The 20,179-nt window shown below is 64.2% G+C and carries 16 protein-coding genes and 1 pseudogene; 11 read left to right on the forward strand and 6 right to left on the reverse strand.

All coding sequences use genetic code 11. The features are described 5' to 3' along the window. Positions 1-196: 196 nt before the first annotated feature. The 5 genes and pseudogenes from REA38_RS09565 (at position 197) to REA38_RS09585 (ending at position 6,295) form a co-directional block, all read left to right on the forward strand. The gene (locus REA38_RS09565) at positions 197-1,252 is read left to right on the forward strand and encodes a P1 family peptidase (protein ID WP_308885780.1); all 1,056 of its coding nucleotides are present in this window, start codon (positions 197-199) and stop codon (positions 1,250-1,252) included. 16 nt (positions 1,253-1,268) lie between these two features. Then, positions 1,269-2,093 (forward strand): annotated as a pseudogene (locus tag REA38_RS09570) (M55 family metallopeptidase). A gap of 205 nt (positions 2,094-2,298) precedes the next feature. Then, complete coding sequence (locus REA38_RS09575; protein ID WP_308885781.1) at positions 2,299-4,521, forward strand: molybdopterin cofactor-binding domain-containing protein; 2,223 nt, start codon at positions 2,299-2,301, stop codon at positions 4,519-4,521. Continuing rightward, positions 4,521-4,979 (forward strand): 2Fe-2S iron-sulfur cluster-binding protein, encoded by a 459-nt coding sequence (locus REA38_RS09580; RefSeq protein ID WP_308885782.1) that lies wholly within the window; start codon positions 4,521-4,523, stop codon positions 4,977-4,979. The genes REA38_RS09575 and REA38_RS09580 overlap by 1 nt, the downstream gene beginning before the upstream one ends. Positions 4,980-4,990: 11 nt before the next feature. Beyond that, positions 4,991-6,295 carry a cytochrome c gene (locus tag REA38_RS09585; protein WP_308885783.1) on the forward strand — a complete coding sequence of 435 codons (1,305 nt, stop codon included), beginning with the start codon at positions 4,991-4,993 and terminating at the stop codon, positions 6,293-6,295. Positions 6,296-6,318: 23 nt separating this feature from the next. On the opposite strand, the gene REA38_RS09590 is transcribed toward REA38_RS09585, so the two are convergent. After that, on the reverse strand, positions 6,319-7,230 hold the full coding sequence (locus REA38_RS09590; RefSeq protein WP_103772652.1) for a LysR family transcriptional regulator: 912 nt from the start codon (positions 7,228-7,230) through the stop codon (positions 6,319-6,321). Between the two features lie 151 nt (positions 7,231-7,381). Here REA38_RS09590 and REA38_RS09595 point away from each other — a divergent pair, with 151 nt between their 5' ends. Then, positions 7,382-8,302, forward strand: a complete 921-nt coding sequence (locus REA38_RS09595) for an alpha/beta hydrolase (RefSeq protein ID WP_033655266.1) — start codon at positions 7,382-7,384, stop codon at positions 8,300-8,302. A gap of 43 nt (positions 8,303-8,345) precedes the next feature. Here REA38_RS09595 and REA38_RS09600 read toward each other — a convergent pair whose 3' ends face one another. Together REA38_RS09600 and REA38_RS09605 are read right to left on the reverse strand one after the other, a co-directional pair. Beyond that, on the reverse strand, positions 8,346-9,515 hold the full coding sequence (locus tag REA38_RS09600) for a cupin domain-containing protein (protein ID WP_308885784.1): 1,170 nt from the start codon (positions 9,513-9,515) through the stop codon (positions 8,346-8,348). Positions 9,516-9,802: 287 nt separating this feature from the next. Beyond that, positions 9,803-10,714 (reverse strand): LysR family transcriptional regulator, encoded by a 912-nt coding sequence (locus REA38_RS09605; RefSeq protein ID WP_060452975.1) that lies wholly within the window; start codon positions 10,712-10,714, stop codon positions 9,803-9,805. 103 nt (positions 10,715-10,817) lie between these two features. Here REA38_RS09605 and REA38_RS09610 point away from each other — a divergent pair, with 103 nt between their 5' ends. After that, positions 10,818-11,384, forward strand: a complete 567-nt coding sequence (locus tag REA38_RS09610; protein WP_033634481.1) for a chromate transporter — start codon at positions 10,818-10,820, stop codon at positions 11,382-11,384. Then, complete coding sequence (locus REA38_RS09615) at positions 11,381-11,902, forward strand: chromate transporter (protein ID WP_033634482.1); 522 nt, start codon at positions 11,381-11,383, stop codon at positions 11,900-11,902. The genes REA38_RS09610 and REA38_RS09615 overlap by 4 nt, the downstream gene beginning before the upstream one ends. Positions 11,903-11,906: 4 nt before the next feature. Here the strand turns inward: REA38_RS09615 and REA38_RS09620 are convergent, their stop codons facing one another. Beyond that, positions 11,907-12,260, reverse strand: a complete 354-nt coding sequence (locus REA38_RS09620) for an AprI/Inh family metalloprotease inhibitor (RefSeq protein WP_033648487.1) — start codon at positions 12,258-12,260, stop codon at positions 11,907-11,909. A 411-nt stretch (positions 12,261-12,671) separates the two neighbouring features. Between REA38_RS09620 and REA38_RS09625 the strand changes: the two genes are divergently transcribed. Further along, a complete protein-coding gene (locus REA38_RS09625) occupies positions 12,672-14,288 on the forward strand; it encodes a serralysin family metalloprotease (protein WP_060430167.1) in 1,617 nt (538 codons plus the stop codon). Between the two features lie 43 nt (positions 14,289-14,331). On the opposite strand, the gene REA38_RS09630 is transcribed toward REA38_RS09625, so the two are convergent. Next, a complete protein-coding gene (locus tag REA38_RS09630; protein ID WP_060443235.1) occupies positions 14,332-14,982 on the reverse strand; it encodes a dihydrofolate reductase family protein in 651 nt (216 codons plus the stop codon). 69 nt (positions 14,983-15,051) lie between these two features. Then, on the reverse strand, positions 15,052-16,053 hold the full coding sequence (locus REA38_RS09635) for an alpha/beta hydrolase (RefSeq protein ID WP_308885785.1): 1,002 nt from the start codon (positions 16,051-16,053) through the stop codon (positions 15,052-15,054). A gap of 234 nt (positions 16,054-16,287) precedes the next feature. Between REA38_RS09635 and REA38_RS09640 the strand changes: the two genes are divergently transcribed. Both REA38_RS09640 and REA38_RS09645 read left to right on the forward strand, forming a co-directional pair. After that, the gene (locus REA38_RS09640; protein WP_033655257.1) at positions 16,288-16,719 is read left to right on the forward strand and encodes a DcrB-related protein; all 432 of its coding nucleotides are present in this window, start codon (positions 16,288-16,290) and stop codon (positions 16,717-16,719) included. A gap of 31 nt (positions 16,720-16,750) precedes the next feature. Then, positions 16,751-20,179 (forward strand): PAAR domain-containing protein (locus REA38_RS09645; RefSeq protein ID WP_308885786.1); only part of this gene is annotated, 3,429 nt, incomplete at its 3' end.

The following is a 20,179-nucleotide window of genomic DNA, read 5'->3' on the forward strand; positions in this document are numbered from 1 at the left end:
CCTGTTTTGCCCCCTAAAAACCCAATAAGGCTCAGGCCTGCGGGCCGCCAAAATGGTCCCCCACATGCCGGCGAGTTGGTCTGAACGGCGACGGAGCAAGGCTATTTTTTCTGCCCGCTCCGGTTTTCAATTTACTGGGCGCTTACATTGCGCGATATTCTGGTTTTCTGATGGGCTAACGGCGGATGAGGGAACCATGACGGACAGCCAGGCGTTTGAACAACAAAGCCTCGACAATCTGCTGAGCTATTGGCGGCGCCATCGCCGCCTGCCAGGCGCGCGCTATCCGGCCGGCCCGACCGACACCCTGTGCGACGTGCCGGGCGTCAGCGTCGGGCATCACACCTTGGCCGACGGCGAATGCCAGACCGGCGTTACCGCCATCGTGCCGCCGGGCGATCTGTTCAACCAGCCGTTGCCGTGCGGCAGCGCGGTGCTCAACGGCTTCGCCAAACCGCTGGGGCTGGTGCAGCTGAACGAGCTGGGGGTGCTGCAAACGCCGATCCTGCTGAGCAACACTTTCGCCGTCGGCACGCTGTTCAACGCTATGGTGCGGCGCAGCTGCCTGCGCTACCCGCAGATCGGCCGCGGCAGCGCCACCATCAACCCGCTGGTGCTGGAGTGCAACGACGGCTACCTCAACGATATTCAGGCGATGGCGGTGCGCGAGGAGCACGTCTTCAGCGCGCTGGATAACCATTCCACCCGCTTTGCGCGCGGCAGCGTCGGCGCCGGGCGCGGCATGAGCAGCTTCGGCCTGAAAGGCGGCATCGGCACCGCCTCGCGCTATTGCCCGGGGCTTGGCACCACGCTCGGCGTGCTGGTGCTGGCCAACTTCGGCACCCTCGACTCGTTGACGCTGAGCGGCGTGCGCGTTGGCCAGGCGCTGGGCAGGCAGCTGGCGGATCCGCCGCCGCAGGTGGACGCCGGTTCGGTCATTATCATCATCGCCTGCGATCGGGCGCTGGACAGCCGCCAGCTTAACCGCATCGCCCGCCGCGCGGGCGCGGGCCTGGGGCGAGTGGGCAGCCATTGGGGGCACGGCTCCGGCGATATTGCGCTGGCGTTTTCCACCCGGTTGCTGGGGGCAACGCTGCCGGACGAACGGCTGGAGCCGCTGTTTGCGGCGGCGGCGGACGCCACCGAATACGCGGTGTTGGATGCGTTGCTGAGCGCCGAGGGCGTCAGCGGTTTCCAGCGGCACGATCGCATGGCGCTGGGGCCGCTGCTCGATCGGCTGGCGGAAAATTAAATAACGGGAGCGTGACGTGAAAGTCTTTATCTCTGCGGATATCGAAGGTATCGCCGGCGTAATGCGGCCGGAGCAATGCAACCCGGCCCATGCCGACTATGCGGCGGCGCGCGAGCTGATGGAGCAGGAGGTCAACGCGGCCATCGACGGCGCTTTCGCCGGCGGGGCCACCGCGGTGACGGTGGCCGACAGCCACGCCATGATGCAGAATCTGCGCGCCGATCGCCTCGATGGGCGCGCGCGCCTGGTGCAGGGTAAACCGCGTGGGCTGTCGATGGTGGAAGGGCTGCAACACCAACGTTACGACGGCCTGATGTTCATCGGCTACCACAGCGCCGCCGGCGAGCATGGCGTGCTGGCGCATACCATCAACGGCCGGGCCTTTTACCGCGTCAGCCTGAACGGCGAAGCGGTGGGCGAAAGCGATCTGTACGCGGCGGCGGCGGCCGAGTTGAACGTGCCGCTGTGGCTGGTGAGCGGCGACGACGAGCTGCAACGCTGGGTAGCGGAACGTTACCCGCACGTCGGCTATGCCTGCGTCAAGCGTGCGATCTCGCAAACCGCCGCCGAATCGCTCAGCCCGCAGCGGGCGCGCGCCGAGATCCGCGAACGGGCAATGCAGCAGGTGCGCTAGGGCGGGAAGCTGCCGGTGGAGCGCCGCTTCATGCCGCCTTACCGGCTGACGCTGATGGCGGCCAAACCGGTATTGGCGGATCTGTTCAGCCTGGTGCCCGGCGTGGAGCGCCAGGACGCGCTCACCGTGGCCTTCGACAGCGACAACATGGCGGCGCCAATCCGCCTGCTCAGCGTCTTTTCGTATCTGGCGACGACGCAGAATTGATGCACGATATGCGAGCTAGCCGCCCGCAGCGCACGATTCCTCAACGAAAAAATCCCTTATCAAGATTAGGCCTGCTGGATAATAGGCTACGCTAATTATTGCTCTGTTGCGCTATGTCACCCGACGGGCGCAACAACCCATTCCCATAACAAGATTTGTTTCGCCGAAGGCAGTGACGCCTTCGGCTTTTTTGGAGTCATGAGCAATGAGCATATCCCAAGTTCCGCTTTCGCGGCGGCGGTTTATCGTCGGCGCCGGGGCGTTGGTGATCGGCGCCTATCTGCCGTCCACCGGCGCGCTGGCGCGGTCGAATGCCCCGGCCGCCTCCGGCGCGGCGGCGTTTGACGCCAACGCCTTCGTTCAGATCGGCGCCGACGGCGTCGTCACCGTCATCAGTAAACACACCGAAGTGGGCCAGGGGGTCTATACCGGCATGGCGACGCTGGTTGCCGAAGAGCTCGATGCCGACTGGGCGCAGGTGCGGGTCGTCGCCGCGCCGGTGGACACCCATATCTACAAAAACCTGGCCTTCGGATTCCAGGGCACCGGCGGTTCGAGCTCGGTGGCCAATGCCTATGAGCAAATGCGCCGCATGGGCGCCATGGCGCGAGCGCTGCTGGTGCAGGCCGCCGCGCAGAGCTGGAAAACCTCGGCGCAGGAAATCACCGTGCAGGCGGGCAAGATTCGCCATGCCGCCAGCGGACGCGAAGCGGGCTTCGGCGAATTCGCCGCGCTGGCCGCCACGCTGCCGCCGCCCGATCCCGCCAGCCTGACGCTGAAGGATCCGGCTAATTTCACCCTGATCGGCAAAACGCGCGGCCTGCATCGCGTCGATTCGCTGGCGAAAACCAACGGCAGCGCGCAGTTCTCGCAGGATATCCATGAGCCGGAGATGTTGACCGTCACCATCAAGAAGCCGCCGCGCTTCGGCGGTAAGGTGGTGGCCTTCGACGCCGAACGGGCGCTGGCGGTGCCGGGGGTGGTAGCGGTGAAGCAAATCGCCACCGGCGTGGCGGTTTACGCCAAAAATACCTGGGCGGCGATCCAGGGGCGGGAGCGGCTGAAGGTGACGTGGGACGATGCGCAGGCCGAACGGCGCAACACCGAGGAGATTTACGCCGAATTCCGCCAGGTGGCGCAGAAAACCGGCGTGGTGGCGAAGAGCCACGGCAAGCCGGACGAGGTGTTCGACAAGGCTGACAAGGTGATCGAGGCCGAATACACCTTCCCGTACGTCGCCCACGCGCCGATGGAGCCGCTGGACGGCTATCTGTTCTGGGACGGCGAGAGCGTCAAGGCGCGCTACGGCTGCCAAATTCAAACGCTCGATCACAAGCAGCTGTGCGATCTGTTCGAGTTGCCGCCGGACAAGGTGCAGATTGAAACCATTCTGGCGGGCGGCAGCTTCGGCCGGCGCATCGATTTAGGCAACCCGACGCTGGGGCCGGATCTGGCGGCCGACATGGCGGCGGCGGCCAAGGGTATCGGCCCCGGCCACGGCGTGAAGGTGGTATGGACGCGCGAGGACGACATCCGCAACGGCTGGTATCGCCCGATGATTCTGCACCGCCTGCGCGGCGCCATCCGTGGCGGCAAGGTGGTGGGCTGGACCGATACCGTGGTCGGCCACTCCTGGACGCGCCACAGCGCGATGGATGCGCTGGTGGTCAACGGACTCGATCAGATGATGGTCGAGGGCGCCAGCGAGGTGTCATACACCTTCGAAGCCTTCCGCTGCGATGCGCACATCGTGCCCGGCAAGGTGCCGACCACCTCGCTGCGGTCGGTCGCCAGCACCCACACCGGCCACGCGGTGGAGAGCTTTATCGATCAACTGCTGCAGGAAACCGGCCAGGATCCGGTCGAAGGGCGGCTGGCGCTGATGGGCGACGCGCCGCGCGCGGCGGGCGCGCTGCGGGCGGTAGCGAAAGCCGCTGACTGGCAGGGCGCGAAAGTGGTGGACGGGCGCGCGCGCGGCGTGGGCGTCGCCAAGGCGTTCGATACCTATGTGGCGCAGGTGGCCGAGGTGTCGATCGGCGAAGGCGGCATCCCGAAAGTGCACAAGGTGTGGTGCGCGGTGGACTGCGGCGTGGCGGTGAACCCCGACGTGATCCGCGCGCAGATCGAGGGCGGCATCGGCTACGGCCTGAGCATGGCGCTGTACGGCAATATCACGCTGAAAGACGGCGTGGTCGAACAGTCCAACTTCAATAACTTCCGCCCGCTGCGCATCGATGAGATGCCGGAGATCGAAGTGATCATCGTGCCCTCGAGCGAGAAACCGACCGGCGTGGGCGAGCTGGGGGTGCCGACCATCGCCCCGGCGGTCGGCAATGCGCTGGCGCTGCTCGGGCGGCCGCGCACCTCGCTGAGCCTGCCGCTGCATAATCCCACCGAGAACCCGGCGTCTGACAAGGAGAGAACCTGATGATTCAATTAACCGTAAACGAGCAGCCGCTGACCTTCGAGGGCGATCCGCACATGCCGCTGCTGTGGTTCTTGCGTGACGAAGCCGGCCTGACCGGCACCAAGTTCGGCTGCGGCATCGCCATGTGCGGCGCCTGCACCGTGCATCTGGACGGGGTGCCGGTGCGGTCGTGCATGACGCCGATTTCGGCCGCCGTCGGCAAAAAAATCACCACCATCGAAGCCGTGGGCGCCACGCCGGAAGGCAAGGCGGTGCAGGAGGCCTGGCTTGATCTGGACGTGGTGCAGTGCGGCTACTGCCAGTCCGGCCAGATCATGAGCGCCAGCGCGCTGCTGGCGCAAAGTAAAAATTCGAGCGATGCGGACATCGACGCGGCGATGGGCGGCAACGTCTGCCGCTGCGCCACCTATGTGCGCATTCGCGCCGCCATCCACCAGGCCGCCAAGGCGTTGGGTTAGGGAGAGATGCGATGAGCAACGCCTTGAAAGGGCTGTTATGGCTGATTATCGCCGTGGTGGTGTTGGCGGGAGGATATGCGCTGTACACGCTGCTGCGGCCCACCGGCGCGGAGCCTGCGGCGCCGATCGCCGGAGCGCCGGTCGGCATCACCGATAAACTGGCGCGCGGCGAGTACCTGGCGCGCGCCGCCGACTGCGTGGCGTGCCACACCGCGCCGGGCGGCGCGCCTTATGCGGGCGGCTTCGCCTTCAAACTGCCGTTCGGCACCATTTACGGCACCAACATCACCGCCGACAAGGAGACCGGCATCGGCAACTGGAGCGACGATCAGTTCGTGCGCGCGGTGCGTGAGGGTATCGGCCCGCAGGGCAACCTGTATCCGGCGATGCCGTACACCTCCTACACCGGGCTGAGCCGCGACGACGTGCTGGCGATCAAAGCCTATCTGTTCAGCCTGCCGCCGGTGAAGCAGGCCAACCCGCAAAACGACCTGTCGTTCCCGTTCAATCAGCGTTGGGGCATGAAATTATGGAACCTGGCGTTCTTCCATGAGCAACGCTTTGCGCCGGATCTCAACAAGGACGAGCAGTGGAACCGCGGCGCCTATCTGGCGACCGCGCTGGGCCACTGCGGCGAGTGCCACACGCCGCGCAATCTGGGGTTCGGCCTCAACCAGAGCAAGCACCTGAGCGGTGAAGTGGTGCAGGGCTGGTTCGCCGCCAACATCACGCCGGACAAACAGACCGGCATCGGCGGCTGGAGCGACCAGCAGCTGTCGCAATATCTGGCCACCGGCCATGCGCCGGGGCGCAGCAGCGCCGCCGGCCCGATGGCGGAAGCGGTGGAAAACAGCCTGCAGTTCCTGACGCCGGAAGATAATCTGGCGCTGGTGAAATACCTGCGCGATATCGAACCGATCGCCGGCGACGCCGCCGCGGCGGTGAATCTGCAGCCGAAGGGCGCGGGGGCTTCCACCCCGATCCTGCCGGGCGGGCAAGAGCAGTCGCTCGGGCGGCGGGTGTTCGCCAACGACTGCAGCGGCTGCCACCAGTGGAACGGGCCGGGCCGCCAGAGCGAGTATGCGTCGCTGGTGGGCAGCACGGCGGTGAACGATCCGCAGGGGCGCAGCGTGGTGCAGGCCATCCTGAAGGGGACGAGCATCAGCATCGGCGAACGGCATGAAATGATGCCGGCGTTCGGCAGCGCCTACTCCGACGAGGAAGTGGCGGCGGTCGCCAACTTCGTGGTCGGCCATTTCGGCGATAAGCAGGGCAAAGTCACCGCCAAACAGGTGGCGGAGCAGCGCAAGCAGTAAAGCGAAAAGGCGCGCGGGCCGGTTTAGCCTGCGCGCTTCTCGACCAGAAAGTCCAGCAGCGCCCTGACCTTGGAAGACATGTGCTCACGGGAGGGGATATACAGGTAGAAGCCGGGAAACGGCTGCGACCAAGGCTGCAGGATCCGTACCAATTCACCGCGTTCCACCAGCGCCTTCACGGCGAAATCAAAGTGCTGAATAATGCCGACATGCTGCAACGCGGCGCGGATCATGCCGTCGTCGTCGTTGGTGATCACGCTGCCTTGCGGCTCGACGGAAAAGGTATGGCGCGCGTGCCGCTCGACAGTGGAAAACTCCCATTGATAAATGGCACCGCTGGTTGCGTGACGAAAAGCGATGCAGTTGTGGTTGACCAGATCCGCCGGCGTGGCGGGCGTGCCGTTACGGCTGAGGTACTGCGGCGTGGCCACCGCCACCAGTTCCACCTGCGGGGTGATGGGGATCGCCACCATATGCTCGGCGAGGCTTTCACCCAGCCGCACGCCGGCGTCGTAGCCTTCGGAAATGATGCTGGCCATGCCGTCGTCCATCACCAGCTCAAGCTTCAGCCTGGGATAGCGCGCCAGAAATTCACCGACATGCGGTTCGATAAAGTGCTTGGCGGCCGTGCGCGAAGCGTTTATCCGCAGCAGCCCCGCCGGCTCGTGGCGGCTCTCTTCCAGCGTGCCGACGGCGTGTTCGATCGCGTTGAGGGCGGGAGCCAGGGCCTCGAGCAGGCGTTGTCCTTCCTCCGTGAGCGACATATCGCGGGTAGTGCGGTAGAGCAGCTTGACGTTCAGCTGTTTTTCCAGCGCCTTTAGATTTTGCGACAGTGCGGCGCGGGAAACGCCCATTTGGGCCGCCGCTTTGGTAAAGCTGCGATGCTGCGCGATATGCGCGAACCACGCCAGTGAGGGAAGCAGGGAAGGATCCATCGATACGTTCCGCATTGTAAATCACAGCTTAACACTGTAGTCCATTCCCTGGGCTTCTCAAAGAACAATACGGCGTCTAAAGTGAGCGTTATCCCAGCGGAAGCGATGCCGAGCGCGTTTCCCGAGCCAGCAACCCTGTGAGGAACTCATGATGAAAACGGTCAAAATCAAGCGTCAGTATTGGGACATCGCGGCGGATATTCATTTCCCGCCGGATTTCGACGAGCGGAAAAAGTACCCGGCGATCATCAGCGCCCACCCGATCGGCAGCTGCAAAGAGCAGACCTCGGGGAACGTCTATGGCGCGGCGCTGGCGAAAGCCGGTTTTGTGGTCATCGCGTTCGACGCCAGCTTCCAGGGCGAGAGCGGCGGCGAACCGCGCTTTATCGAAGATCCCACCCAGCGCGTGGAAGATTTTCGCGTCGTGACCGATTATCTGGTGACGCTGGATTACGTTGATGACCAGCGTATCGGCGTGCTCGGCATCTGCGGCGGCGGCGGTTACGCCATCAACGCCTCAATGACGGAGCGGCGCATCAAAGCGGTGGCGACCATCACCGGCGCCAACTATGGCCGGGTGATGCGCGAGGGCGTGTTGGCCAATGGCGATCCTGTGGCTTTTCTTGAGGATATTGCCCGGCAGCGCACCGCAGAGGCGCGCGGTGCGGCGCTGCGCGTGGATGTAGGCCTGTATCCGAGCGTTGAGGCGGCGCAACAAGACGGCGCCGATATCGATCTGCGCGAAGCGACAGAGTACTACCGTACGGCGCGCGGCGAGAAGCCGAACGGCGTAAACAAGACGCTGTATTCCCACAACGCGGCGGCCGTAGGCTGGGACGCGTTCCACCTGGCGGAAGTGCTGCTGACCCAGCCGCTGTTGGTGATCGTCGGCGGCAAGCCCGGCCTGTTCGGCGCGTTGCGCGACGGCTATGAGATTGTGCGCCGCGCCAAATCGCAGCACAAAGAGCTGGTGGTGGTGGAAGGCTGGTCGCATTACGATCTCTACGACAAACCGGAGCCGGTAGCCCGGGCGCTGGAGAAGCTGGTGCCATTCTTTAAAACCACGCTGTAAGAGGCAGGCCAGGGGGCGAGGGAGCTTCTCCCTCGCCGTGGCGTCAGCGGCTGCGGCGCGACATGACCCGCTTGTCTTTCGGTCTATCCTGCCAGTCCTCAATCTGATTATTGAAGTTGTCCGCCAGCAGGTAGGCCGGGGTTTTCGCCAGCCAGTCGGACAACGAAATATCCTGATAAATGCCGTTGTCCATCACGATCAATACCTTCAAATCCTCATCGCCGATGTTCTCGATGTAATGGCCGAAGCCCTGCGGCACGTAACCGACGTCCGAAGGGGCGAACTCTTCCGTCTGCGCGTGGCCGTGCGAGCTGAACACCGTCATGCGGCCCTTACCGGCAATATAGTATTGCCATTCGTTGGCATTGGGGTGCCAGTGCAATTCCCGGATCGCGCCGGGTTTCACGATCTCGATGATGCCGGTCATGGTGGTGGAGATGGGAAATTCTTTCGACGACACCAAATGCACGCTGCCGGCGTCATTTTCAAAGAACGGCTTTTGCTTCATTAATTCATAGCGGTGGGTCAGCGGGGCGTTATTTAATCCGCCGTCGTTTTTCGGCAATGGCAAGGTGGGCGGAACGGCGCCGCCGACAATATAAGCCTCGCCCTGTTTGGCTTTGGAAAATACCGCCGCCGGCATGTTGACGCTTTTTTCCAATACCTCTTTCGGCATATGCGTCACCCAATCGGTAATGCTGAAGGTGCCGAACTCGGAGAAATGGCCGTTATCGAACGCCAGAATAAAATGCGCGCCGTCTGCCAGCGCCTGAATGGAATGGCCATAGCCTTTCGGGAAATACCACACGTCGCCGGGGCCGAAATCCGCCACTTCGCATTTGCCCTCGGGATCGAGGATGGTGATGCGCGCATGGCCTTCCAGCATAAACGCCCATTCGGCGGCGATGGCGTGCCAGTGCAGCTCGCGCACGCCGCCCGGCTCCAGCGTCATGTCCACGCCCGCCACGCCTTCGGAGATCGGGAATTGCTCGACGGTGGCTTCGCGCGCCCAGCCGCTGGGCAGGCTGCGCTTCTTGCTGTCGGTGAATTTATATTTATAGAGATGCTGCGCATCGGCAGGCGGCTGATAGCTGCTGGGGGGGACGATATTGCGATGATCGTCGGCAGCGGCATTTTTTACGATGCCGCCGATCATGCCGGCGGCGGCCGCGCTGACGGCGGAGACTTTCAATATATCACGACGCGATAGCATAGCATTTTCTCCAATATAAAACCGCGCGTCTGAATAGGCAGGCGCAGGGAAGGCATAATTGCTCTTGAAAGGTGTTTTGTCATCGGCGAAATAGGCTGCGACCCTTAAATCCTAGCGGCTGGAATGTATTGGGTAGGCGTTTATTTGTTTGCGTTTGTTACTAAGTGAGTGCAGGTTTAATTAATTTATCTGAAGTTGAATAGTCATTAAGTGGAATTAAATTTAGTCGCCGAATAGTTTAAATAAATAATAAACGAACTTCATTTATTATTGGCCGTTCGGGCTTTTTAAGACTGCGCCACGGTCTCCAACACCAGTTGACGAAAGCGCTCGACGATCGGCGAAGCCGGGCTGCGGCGCAGCGCCAGGTAAAGCGGGGCGCTGAGCTGCGCCTCTTCGGCGAGGGTGCGGTAGACGATGCCGTCGCCGCCCAACCGCCGCATCGAGCCGGGCACCACTGACAGCCCCAGTCCGGCGCCGACCAGGCTGAGGGTGGCCGGCAGGCGCGGCGCTTCCTGCACGATGCGCGGGCTGAAGCCGGCGCGGTGGCAGGCGGCCAGGATGGCGTCGTACAGCCCCTGGCCGGCCGGGCGGCGATAGAGAATAAACGCTTCGTGGGCCAGTTCGGCCAGCGGCAGCGGTTGCTGCGTCTCATGCGCCAGCCGGTGGCCCAGCGGCAGGGCGACGATCATCGGCTCGCTGAGCACCGGCTCCACGCTCAGGCCGGGAATGCCGTTGGCCGGCGAGCGCACGAAGGCGGCGTCGAGGCGCTGTTCCAGCAACGCCTCCATCAGTTCGCCGCTGCCGGCTTCTTCCAACTGGGTAGTGATGCCCGGCAGGATGTCGCGGTAGCGGCGCAGCAGGTTGGGCACGAACGGGTGCAGCGCGGCGGAACTGGTGAAGCCGATGGCGATGTGCCCTTGCTCGCCACGGGCGGCGCGCTGCACCGCTTCGCGCAGGCGTTCGGCGCGCGCCAGCAGGGCGCGGGCCTCTTCGAACAGCACGCCGCCCGCCTCGGTGACGCGCACGCCGCGCGGCAGGCGCTGCAACAAGGTTACGCCCAGTTCGTCTTCCAGCCCCTGCAGCAGGCGGGTCAGCGGCGGCTGCTGGATAAACAGCCGCTCGGCGGCGCGGGTGATGTTGCCTTCTTCCACCACGGTGACGAACGCCCGCAGGCGACGCAGTTCGATCATTGCCATACCTCAAAGGTATCTTTGGTTGTTCCGGAATGCATTAGACATCATGGCACGGCGGCGCGCATGATACCAGACATCAAAAAAAGCGATATGGAATGGCAATGTCATGTCAGATATCAATACGTTAAAACCGCACCCGGCGGCAGCGCCGGGCAACGCAGAGCTGTTTGTGGGCTTTCTGTGGCTGGGGCTGATCGGCTTCGGCGGCGTGCTGCCGCTGGCGCGCAGTATGTTGGTGGAGCGCCGGCGCTGGCTGAGCGGCGAACAGTTTACCGAGCTGCTCGGGCTGTGCCAGTTTCTGCCCGGCGGCAACGTGATCAACCTGTCGGTGGCGGTGGGCATGGAGTTTCGCGGGCTGCGCGGCGCGCTGTGCGCCTTGCTGGGCCTCATCAGCGCGCCGACGGCGATCGTGGTGGGGCTGGGCGTGGTCTACGCCCGCTTCCAAAACGATCCGCATGTGCAGCATGTGTTCGCCGGGCTGGCCGCCGCCGCCGCCGGGCTGCTGCTCTCGACCGGGATCAAGATGCTGCTGCCGCTGCGCGGTAAATGGCCGGCGCTGGCGATCGTCGCGCTGGCATTGATCGCCATCGCCTGGCTGCGCCTGCCGCTGCTGCCGACCATGCTGGTGCTGGCGCCGCTGAGCATTCTGCTGATGTGGCGGTGGCCGTCATGAGCGGGGTTCTGATTGCACTGGCGCTGATCTTTACCGAGCTCTCTCTGCTGGCGTTTGGCGGCGGCATGACCATTCTGCCGGAAATGCAGCGGCAGGTGGTGGAGGTGCATCAATGGATGAGCGCCCAGGAGTTCAGCGCGCTGTTCGCCATGGCGCAGGCCGCACCGGGGCCGAACATGATGATCGTGCCGCTGGTCGGCTGGCACGTGGCCGGCTGGGCGGGGCTGTTGGTTTCTTCGGTCGCCAAGTTCGGGCCGTCTTCCATCGTCACGCTGCTGGTGATGGGCGCCTGGCGGCGCTTTAAGGATCGCCCGTGGCGCCGCATCGTGCAGGCCGGGCTGGTGCCGCTGACCGTGGGGTTGGTGGCGGCCAGCGGTATCTTGATCGCCGAGGCTTCCGCACCCAGCTGGCGGCTGGCGGCGATCGTGGCGCTGGCGACGGGATTGAGCATGAGCAAGCGCCTCCATCCGCTGTGGGTGCTGGCGGGCGGCGCGCTGCTCGGGTTGCTGTTCGCCTGAGGGATTAGCGCGGGATCAGCATAAAGCGTGAAGGGCCGTTGCGATCGATCAGCTCATAGCGCTTCGGCGCGGTCAGGGCCAGAAAGGCCACCATGCCGCCTTCGGCGTCGGTCAGCGTCATGCCGTCCGGCGTCGGCCGCCAGGCGACCGGCAACGTTTGCAGCGCCAGCGGCTGCAGGCACTGGGCGGAGGCGCTGAAGCGGAAGGCGTTGGTGTTGGCCACCGCTTCGTCGCTCAGCTGCACCTCGCAGACGGCTTTACCGTCGCCGATGGCGGCGAGCTGCCAGTCGCCCTTCAGCGCGGCGGGTTCCAGCAACGGCAGTGAACTGCCCAGGGCACTGCTGCACAATACGCTCATAACGACTCCCGTCAGGCTGGCGCGGCGCAAGGCGCGCATAAGAAAAAAGGTTGGCATCGGGTCACTCCTTTCGGCTGTCCGTTCACACTTTAGCACGTACCCACCTTGATGATGAGGGAAGGATTAGGTTTTTTAATCCTCGATTATTCTGATCTAACCGGCGATAAAATGCGCAAAAAGACGAATGATTAACCCGTTAATACACTTATTTTTCTCATTAATATAGTGAGAATACAAATTGTTACGAGTATCTCTATCTCAATGCCCGGCACGGTGAAGCCAGGCCGGGCGGGCTCGCGCCGCCGGGGTGAGTCACTATACTGGTCATTCCTAAGCCTTGGATTAGATTAGAACGACTGATGAATAGTCTTACAAAGCGAGTGGGTTCCTATTGTGTAAAAGGAGAATGCAATGCGCCGTAGCCACAATGACATTTTGCAAGATGATGATGAGTTCACCAGCCTGGCCGCCACATCCCCCAACGATCATAACTATCAATTTTACTATCACCAGCCCGGCAGCCCCTATGACGGCTTGGGTTATGGCGCGCTGTTTACGCTGGACAACGCCAACCTCTACAGTAACCAGCGCGGCGGGGCAGCCATCAACAACCTGGGTAAAATCCGCGATAACTTCAGCTTCGATCGCGCCGCCGATCAGCTGACGCGGCCGGGCCTGACGCACAACGGCGATCAGGTGTATCACCAGCCGGTGGCGCTGACCTATTCCTTCCTGACGCAGAGCGCGCTGAACCGCATCGGCCAGACCGGCGACGGCGACAAGGGGCTGCAGCCGCTGACCCAGGCGGCGCAGGCGCAGGCGCTGAAATCGATGCAGGCCTGGGCCGACGTGGCGAACGTGACCTTTACCGAAACGGCGTCCACTGATATCAACCATCGCGCGGACATCACCTTCGCGTACTTCACCCAGCGCGCCGACGGCAGCACTGCTGAGGGCAGCGGCCCGAATGCCATTAATGCTTACGCCTATTACCCGCCGAGCTCCAAACCGGGCAGCGATAACGCCTTTGCGGGCACGGTGTGGTTCAACAAGAACTTCGCCACCCATCAGGCGCCGGTTAGCGGCGACTTCAGCAGCCAGACCTTCACCCACGAGCTGGGGCATGCCCTGGGGCTGGCGCACCCGGGATCTTATGACGCCTCGTTGGGCAACCCGAGCTACCAGAACGACGCGGCTTACTATCAGGATTCGCTGCAATACTCGATCATGAGCTATTTCAACGCCGGTTACACCGGCGCCGACACCAAAGGGGTGTATGGCTATGGCCCGATGGTGGATGACATCGCCGCGATCCAAAAATTGTACGGCGCCAACATGAACACCCGCACCGGCGACACGGTGTACGGCTTTAACTCCAACACCGGGCGCGATTTCCTGACCGCCACGGCGGACAACGGCAAACCGGTCAACTTCGCGGTGTGGGACGCCGGCGGCAACGACACGCTGGACTTCTCCGGCTACAGCCAGCAGCAGATGATCAACCTGAACGACGGCGCGTTCTCCAGCGTCGGCGGCGGCACGCAGAACGTCGCCATCGCGCGCGGGGCGATCATTGAGAACGCCATCGGCGGCAGCGGGCGCGATGTGATCATCGGCAACGATCAGGACAACCTGCTGGCGGGCAACGCCGGTTCCGACATCCTGTACGGCGGCCTGGGGGCGGATCATCTGTGGGGCGGCAAAGACGCCAACAACTTCACCGACTATTTCGTCTATCTCAATGCCAAAGAGTCCACGGTGGCGGCGTTCGACGTGATTGAAGACTTCGAGCACGGCATCGACAAGATCGATCTCTCCGGCCTGCGCTTCAACAACAGCCTGAGCGAGCTGCGCTTTATCGACAGCGGCAGCGCCTTCAGCGGCCAGAAAGGCGAGATCCAGCTCAACTTCGACGCCTTCAACGGCACCACCGATCTGTTGATGAACACCCAAAGCAACAGCTATGCCGCCGACTTCAAGATCCACGTGGTCGGGCAGGTAGAGCAGAGCGATATTCTGTTTGCCTGAGGGCGATGCAGGGGAAAGAGAAAAGGGCCGAACGGCCCTTTTTTTACGGCTGGGCCACCGCGGCGCTTTCCGCCACGAAGGAGCCGGTCGTCACCGCGCCGGCGCGGCGGTAGTGGGCCACGATCACGCCGCCGGGCGAGACCACCGATTGGGCCAGCGTGAAGGCCGCCGGCGCCGCGTTGTCATCAAACAGCCGTTTGCCGCCGCCGAGCAGCACCGGGTAGGTGAGCAGGCGCAGTTCGTCCACCAGATCGTTGGCCAGCAGCTGTTGCATCAGCGTGCTGCTGCCCTGCACCAGCAGTACCGGCCCCTGCGCGCGTTTCAGCTCGCGCAGCCGGGCGAGGATGTCCCGCCCCAGCCACTGGCTGTTCTGCCACGCCAGCGTCTCGCCGTGGTGGGTGGCGACGTACTTGGTGGCCTGATTGAACACGCGGGCGATATCGGCGGATAACGGGTCGGCCTCGTCGGTGATCTGCGGCCAGTAGCCGGCGAAAATGTCGTAGGTGCGCCGCCCCAGCAGCAGATCGAACGGCGCGGAGAAAAGATCGCCCATCGTTTCCGCAATGGCGTCATCCCAGTAGGGGGCTGTCCAGCCGCCGAAGCGAAAGCCGCCGCTGCGGTCTTCGTCCTGCCCGCCGGGCGCCTGCATCACGCCGTCGAGGCTGACGAAGGCGCTGGCAATAATCTGTCGCATGGCTGTCTCCTGCCGTTGAGTGCCAGCTGAAAGTTTAGCCGTCGCGCGGCGGCTGCGCCAACCGGCCGCTCAGGGCTGCAGCGCCTTGAGCAACGCCTGATGGAAACGCTCCGGCTCCTCCATTTGCGGCGCATGGCCCAGCCCGGCGAACTCGATCAGCGTGGCGTGCGGGATCAGCTTCGCCGCCTGTTTGCCCAGCTCCGCATAGTGGCCGATCCTGGCCTTGACCGCCGGCGGGGCGATATCGCTGCCGATGGCGGTAGTGTCGGCGGTACCGATCATCAGCGTGGTGGGGGTTTGCAGATCCTTGAACTCGTAGTACACCGGCTGGGTGAAGATCATGTCGTAGATCAGCGCCGAGTTCCACGCCACCAGGCGATGGCCCGGCCCGTTGTTCAGCCCGGCCAGCATATCCACCCAGCGATCGTACTCCGGCTTCCAGTTGCCGCCGTAGTAGGTGCGCTGCTCATAGTTGCGGATGCCCTCGGCGGAGGTGTTCAGCTCGCGCTCGAACCATTGATCGACGCTGCGCCACGGCACGCCTTTGGCCTTCCAGTCCTCGAGGCCGATCGGGTTGACCATGACCAATTGCTCCACTGCCTGCGGATACATCAGGCTGTAGCGCGTGGCCAGCATGCCGCCGGTGGAGTGGCCGATGACGATGGCCTTGCTGATTTTCAGGTTCTGCAGCAGGCCGTGGGTGTTTTGCGCCAGCTGCTGGAAGCTGTACTGGTAATGTGCCGGTTTGGTGGAGGAGCAAAAGCCGATTTGATCCGGCGCGATGACGCGGTAACCGGCCTTGCTCAGCGCCTTGATGGTGTCCTGCCAGGTGGCGGCGCAGAAGTTTTTACCGTGCAGCAGCAGCGCGGTGCGGCCGTTGGCGGCACCTTCCGGCGGCACGTCCATATAGCCCATTTTTAACGGCTGCCCCTGCGAGGTGAAGCTGAACTGCTGCAACGGGTAAGGGTAGTGAAAGCCCTGCAGCTCCGGGCCGAACTTAGGCGTTTCGGCGGCGGCGGGGAACGCGGCCAGCGTGGCGCACAGCAGCGCACGACGGGTGAATCTCAGCATCCTGATCTCCTGAAAAACGGACGATAGCCGAGTATAGCCACAATCAGGGCGTCGGCGCGCCAGCAGTTTCAGATAATTCTGTAATGTTACGGCCCGATCCCGGGCAAGGTTCCGGCCACGGCCTTGTACACAGTGAACGCGGTCACGCCGCGCAATATTGGCGGAGCCTGAAGGTTTTATTTCAAGGCTAAGTTATGCGATGCTTAAGGATTATTTATGCAAAAGGATCCTCGCATGTCCGCTTTATCCCGCTGCGCTTTCAGCGAAGGCAGCGTCGCTTTGCCGGAAGGCTATGCCGATCGCACCGTCAACGTGCTGTTGGCCGGCGATGATGTTTCCCCCTCAATCAATATTTCCCGCGATGCGCTGCAGCCGGCGGAGAACCTGGAAGGCTACGTCACCCGCCAGCTCGACGCGCTGGCGCAGGGGCTGAAAGGCTGGGCATTCAAAAGCCGCGAGCCGGCGACGCTGGGCGATGGATTAACCGCCGGTGAATGGGTGCGCGCCAGCTACCTGCGCGACGGCAAGCGCATCTGGCAAAACCAGGCGGTGTTCGCGCTGGCGGAAGGCCGGGTGCTGGTGTTCACCCTGGCGATGGCGCGCAAGCTGACGCCGCAAGACGACGCGCTGCTGCAGCAGGTGCTGAGCAGCTACCGGGCGGCCTAACGATGAACTCTTTGCGTAAAAGGACCTTACGATGACCGAAGCGGCTCGCGTCGGCGATACCATCGGGCATTCCCATGCCCTGGCCGGCATGATTGCCGGCACGATTGTCGGCGGCCTGATCGCCGCCGCAGGCGCGGTGGCGGCGGGTGCGCTGTTCGTCGCCGGCCTGGCGGCTTCCTGTATCGGCGTCGGCGTGCTGCTCATCGGCGCCAGTCTGGCGGTGGGGTATCTCACCGGGGAGGCGGCCACCGCGGCGCGCGACGGCATTGCCGACGCCGGCGCCGGTAGCCTGACCCCCAAAGGCAATATCGTCACCGGCTCCCCCAACGTCTTCATCAACGGCAAACCCGCCGCGCTCGCCACCAACAGCCAGGTGGCCTGCAGCGACGACGGCCCGAGCATGCAGATGGCGCAGGGCTCCGACAAGGTCAGCATCAACGGCCAGCCCGCCTCGCGCGTGGGGGACAAAACCAACTGCGACGCGCAGGTGATGGAAGGTTCGCCCAACGTGTTTATCGGCGGCGGCACCGTCACCACCTTGCCGATCAAGCCCGAAGTGCCGGATTGGCTGTACAAGGTCTCTGACCTGACGCTGCTGTTCGCCGGCCTGGTGGGCGGCGTGGGCGGCGCCGCCGGCAAGCTGGGGGCGCTCGGCAAACTGCTGGGCAAGCTGCCCGGCATCAACAAGCTGGCGCGCATCGCCTGCCGCGCCGGCACCCTGATGACCGCCACCGCCGCCGTCGGCATTATCGCCCGGCCGGTGGATATCGTCAGCGGCCAGAAATTCCTCGACGGCGAAGACGATCTCGATTTCGTGCTGCCTTCGCGCCTGCCGGTCGCCTGGCAGCGCTATTGGCGCAGTGGCAACCCCGGCGACGGCGTACTGGGCCGCGGCTGGAACCTGTTCTGGGAGAGCAGCCTGCAGCCGTATCAGGACGGCCTGGTGTGGCGCGCGCCTTCCGGCGACTTCGTCGCTTTCCCCAGGGTGCCGCGCGGCCACAAAACCTACTGCGAAGCCGAAAAATGCTGGCTGATGCACAACGACGACGGCAGCTGGCAGCTGTTTGACGTCGGCGAACAGATTTTCCACTACCCGCCGCTGGCGGGCGACCAGCCGAGCCGGCTCAGCATGATCACCGACGCCATCGGCAACGCCACCTCGCTGTTTTACGACGACGAGGGGCTGCTGAGCGAACTGGTGGACAGCGCCGGGCAGCGCCTGATGTGCCGCTATGCGCAGGGCCGCCTGCGCGAAGTGGCGCTGCAAACCGCTGAAGGCGAACGGACGCTGACGCGCTACGGTTACGATGAGCAGGGCCAACTGACGACGGTGAGCAACCGTGCCGGTGAGGTAACGCGCCGCTTCGGCTGGCGCGACGGCCTGATGATCAGCCACCAGGACGCCGCCGGGCTGCTGAACGAATACCAATGGCAAGAGATTGACGGCGTGCCGCGCGTGACGGCCTACCGCAACAGCGCCGGAGAATCGCTGGAGTTCGGTTATGACTTCGCCGGTGGGCGCCGCAGTGCGGTGCGCGGCGACGGCAAGCGCGCGGAGTGGCGGCTGGATGACGACGACAACGTGGCGCAGTACACCGACTTCGACCAGCGCCGCTACGGTTTTATCTACCAACGCGGCGAACTGTGCAGCGTGCTGCTGCCCGGCGGCGCGCAGCGCCAGAGCGAATGGGATCCTTACGGCCGTTTGCTGTCGGAGACCGATCCGCTCGGCCGCGTGACGCGCTATCAATATTCGCGCAACAGCGGCCGGCTGTTCGCCGTCGCGTACCCGGACGGCAGCAGCGAAGCGCAGCACTGGGACACGCTGGGGCGCCCGACGCGCTATGTCGATGCGCTGGGCAATGCCACGCTGTACCGCTACCCGGATGACGAAGAGAGCCTGCCGGGCAGCGTGATCGACGCGCTGGGCGGGGAAGTGAAGCTGGAGTGGGACGCCCGCGGCCAGCTGACGCGCTACACCGACTGTTCCGGCAGCGTGACGGCTTATACCTACGATGCGCTGGGGCAACTGACGGCGCAGACCGATGCCGAAGGCCACCAGACGCGTTACCGGTGGGATAACGGCGGGCGCCTGCACACCCTGATCCACCCGGACGGCGGCGAAGAGCGCTTTAACTGGAATGCGCACGGCCAGCTGGCCGAACATCAGGACGCGCTGGGCAGCCTGACCCGCTGGCAGTACAACGCCCTGAGGCTGCCGGTCAGCATCACCGATCGCATCAACCGCACCCGGCGCTATCACTACAGCCCGCAGGGCTGGCTGACGCGGCTGGAGAACGGCAACGGCGGCGAATACCGCTTCAGCTACGATGCGGTGGGCCGCGTGCTGGCCGAAGAGCGCCCGGACGACACCCGCCACTATTATCGCTACGGCGCGGCCGGGCTGCTGGAGGAGCACCGCGAGGTCGGCCTGCCGGGCAGCGCGGGTGAGCTGACGCAGCGCGAACAGCGCTTCCGTTTCGACGAGGCCGGGCAGCTGGTCTGGCGCGGCAACGCCAGCGCGGAATGGCATTACCGCTTCGACGCCATGGGGCGGCTGCGCGAGCTGAACCGCCTGCCGACGGCGAGCGGCGCGGCGCTGGGCATCGAGCCGGACAGCGTGCAGATGCGCTATGACGCCGCCGGGCGGCTGCTCGGCGAGCAGGGCGTGAACGGCGAGCTGCAATACCAGTGGGATGCGCTGGCCAACCTGCAGGCGCTGACGCTGCCGCAGGGCGATCGCCTGCAGTGGCTGTATTACGGCTCCGGCCACGCCAGCGCCATTAAATTCAACCAGCAGGTGGTGAGCGAGTTCACCCGCGATCGCCTGCACCGGGAAACCGGCCGCAGCCAGGGCGCGCTGCAGCAGCAGCGGCGTTACGACGCCATGGGCCGCCGCAGCTGGCAGAGCAGCGCCTTCGGCCACGACAAACTGACCCGGCCGGAAGACGGCGTGCTGTGGCGCGCCTATCGCTACACCGGCCGCGGCGAGCTGGCCGGGGTGAGCGACGCGCTGCGCGGCGAAGTACACTACGGTTACGACGCCGAAGGCCGCCTGCTGCAACACCGCGAGCCCAATCAGGGCAAACCGGGCGCACGGCTGGTGTACGATCTGGCGGATAACCTGCTGGGCGAACGCAGCCCGCAGAGCGACATCGACGCGCACCTGCCGCTGGCGCCGATCGCCGATAACCGGCTGACGCACTGGCAAAAACTGTTTTACCGTTACGACGCCTGGGGCAACCTGATCAGCCGGCGCAACGGCCTGTATGAACAGCACTACCGCTACGACGCTGACAATCGGCTGGTGCAGGCGCATGGCCGCGGCCCGCAGGGCGAGTTCGAGGCGCAGTATCATTACGATGCGCTGGGCCGCCGCAGCCGCAAGGCGGTGCGCTACAAGGGCAAAACCGAACAGACGACCCGTTTCCTGTGGCAGGGTTACCGGTTGCTGCAGGAG

This window comes from Serratia sp. MF1(2023), assembly GCF_030954545.1.
Taxonomy (GTDB): Bacteria; Pseudomonadota; Gammaproteobacteria; order Enterobacterales; family Enterobacteriaceae; genus Serratia; species Serratia sarumanii.

Bases quoted from the DNA above. Each gene is read 5' to 3' on its own strand.
- REA38_RS09610 (WP_033634481.1), top strand. From the start codon at position 10,818: ATGTCAGATATCAATACGTTAAAACCGCACCCGGCGGCAGCGCCGGGC.
- REA38_RS09625 (WP_060430167.1), top strand. From the start codon at position 12,672: ATGCGCCGTAGCCACAATGACATTTTGCAAGATGATGATGAGTTCACC.
- REA38_RS09565 (WP_308885780.1), top strand. From the start codon at position 197: ATGACGGACAGCCAGGCGTTTGAACAACAAAGCCTCGACAATCTGCTG.
- REA38_RS09635 (WP_308885785.1), bottom strand. From the start codon at position 16,053: ATGCTGAGATTCACCCGTCGTGCGCTGCTGTGCGCCACGCTGGCCGCG.
- REA38_RS09590 (WP_103772652.1), bottom strand. From the start codon at position 7,230: ATGGATCCTTCCCTGCTTCCCTCACTGGCGTGGTTCGCGCATATCGCG.
- REA38_RS09595 (WP_033655266.1), top strand. From the start codon at position 7,382: ATGAAAACGGTCAAAATCAAGCGTCAGTATTGGGACATCGCGGCGGAT.
- REA38_RS09640 (WP_033655257.1), top strand. From the start codon at position 16,288: ATGTCCGCTTTATCCCGCTGCGCTTTCAGCGAAGGCAGCGTCGCTTTG.
- REA38_RS09575 (WP_308885781.1), top strand. From the start codon at position 2,299: ATGAGCATATCCCAAGTTCCGCTTTCGCGGCGGCGGTTTATCGTCGGC.
- REA38_RS09580 (WP_308885782.1), top strand. From the start codon at position 4,521: ATGATTCAATTAACCGTAAACGAGCAGCCGCTGACCTTCGAGGGCGAT.
- REA38_RS09615 (WP_033634482.1), top strand. From the start codon at position 11,381: ATGAGCGGGGTTCTGATTGCACTGGCGCTGATCTTTACCGAGCTCTCT.
- REA38_RS09605 (WP_060452975.1), bottom strand. From the start codon at position 10,714: ATGGCAATGATCGAACTGCGTCGCCTGCGGGCGTTCGTCACCGTGGTG.
- REA38_RS09630 (WP_060443235.1), bottom strand. From the start codon at position 14,982: ATGCGACAGATTATTGCCAGCGCCTTCGTCAGCCTCGACGGCGTGATG.
- REA38_RS09620 (WP_033648487.1), bottom strand. From the start codon at position 12,260: ATGAGCGTATTGTGCAGCAGTGCCCTGGGCAGTTCACTGCCGTTGCTG.
- REA38_RS09585 (WP_308885783.1), top strand. From the start codon at position 4,991: ATGAGCAACGCCTTGAAAGGGCTGTTATGGCTGATTATCGCCGTGGTG.
- REA38_RS09600 (WP_308885784.1), bottom strand. From the start codon at position 9,515: ATGCTATCGCGTCGTGATATATTGAAAGTCTCCGCCGTCAGCGCGGCC.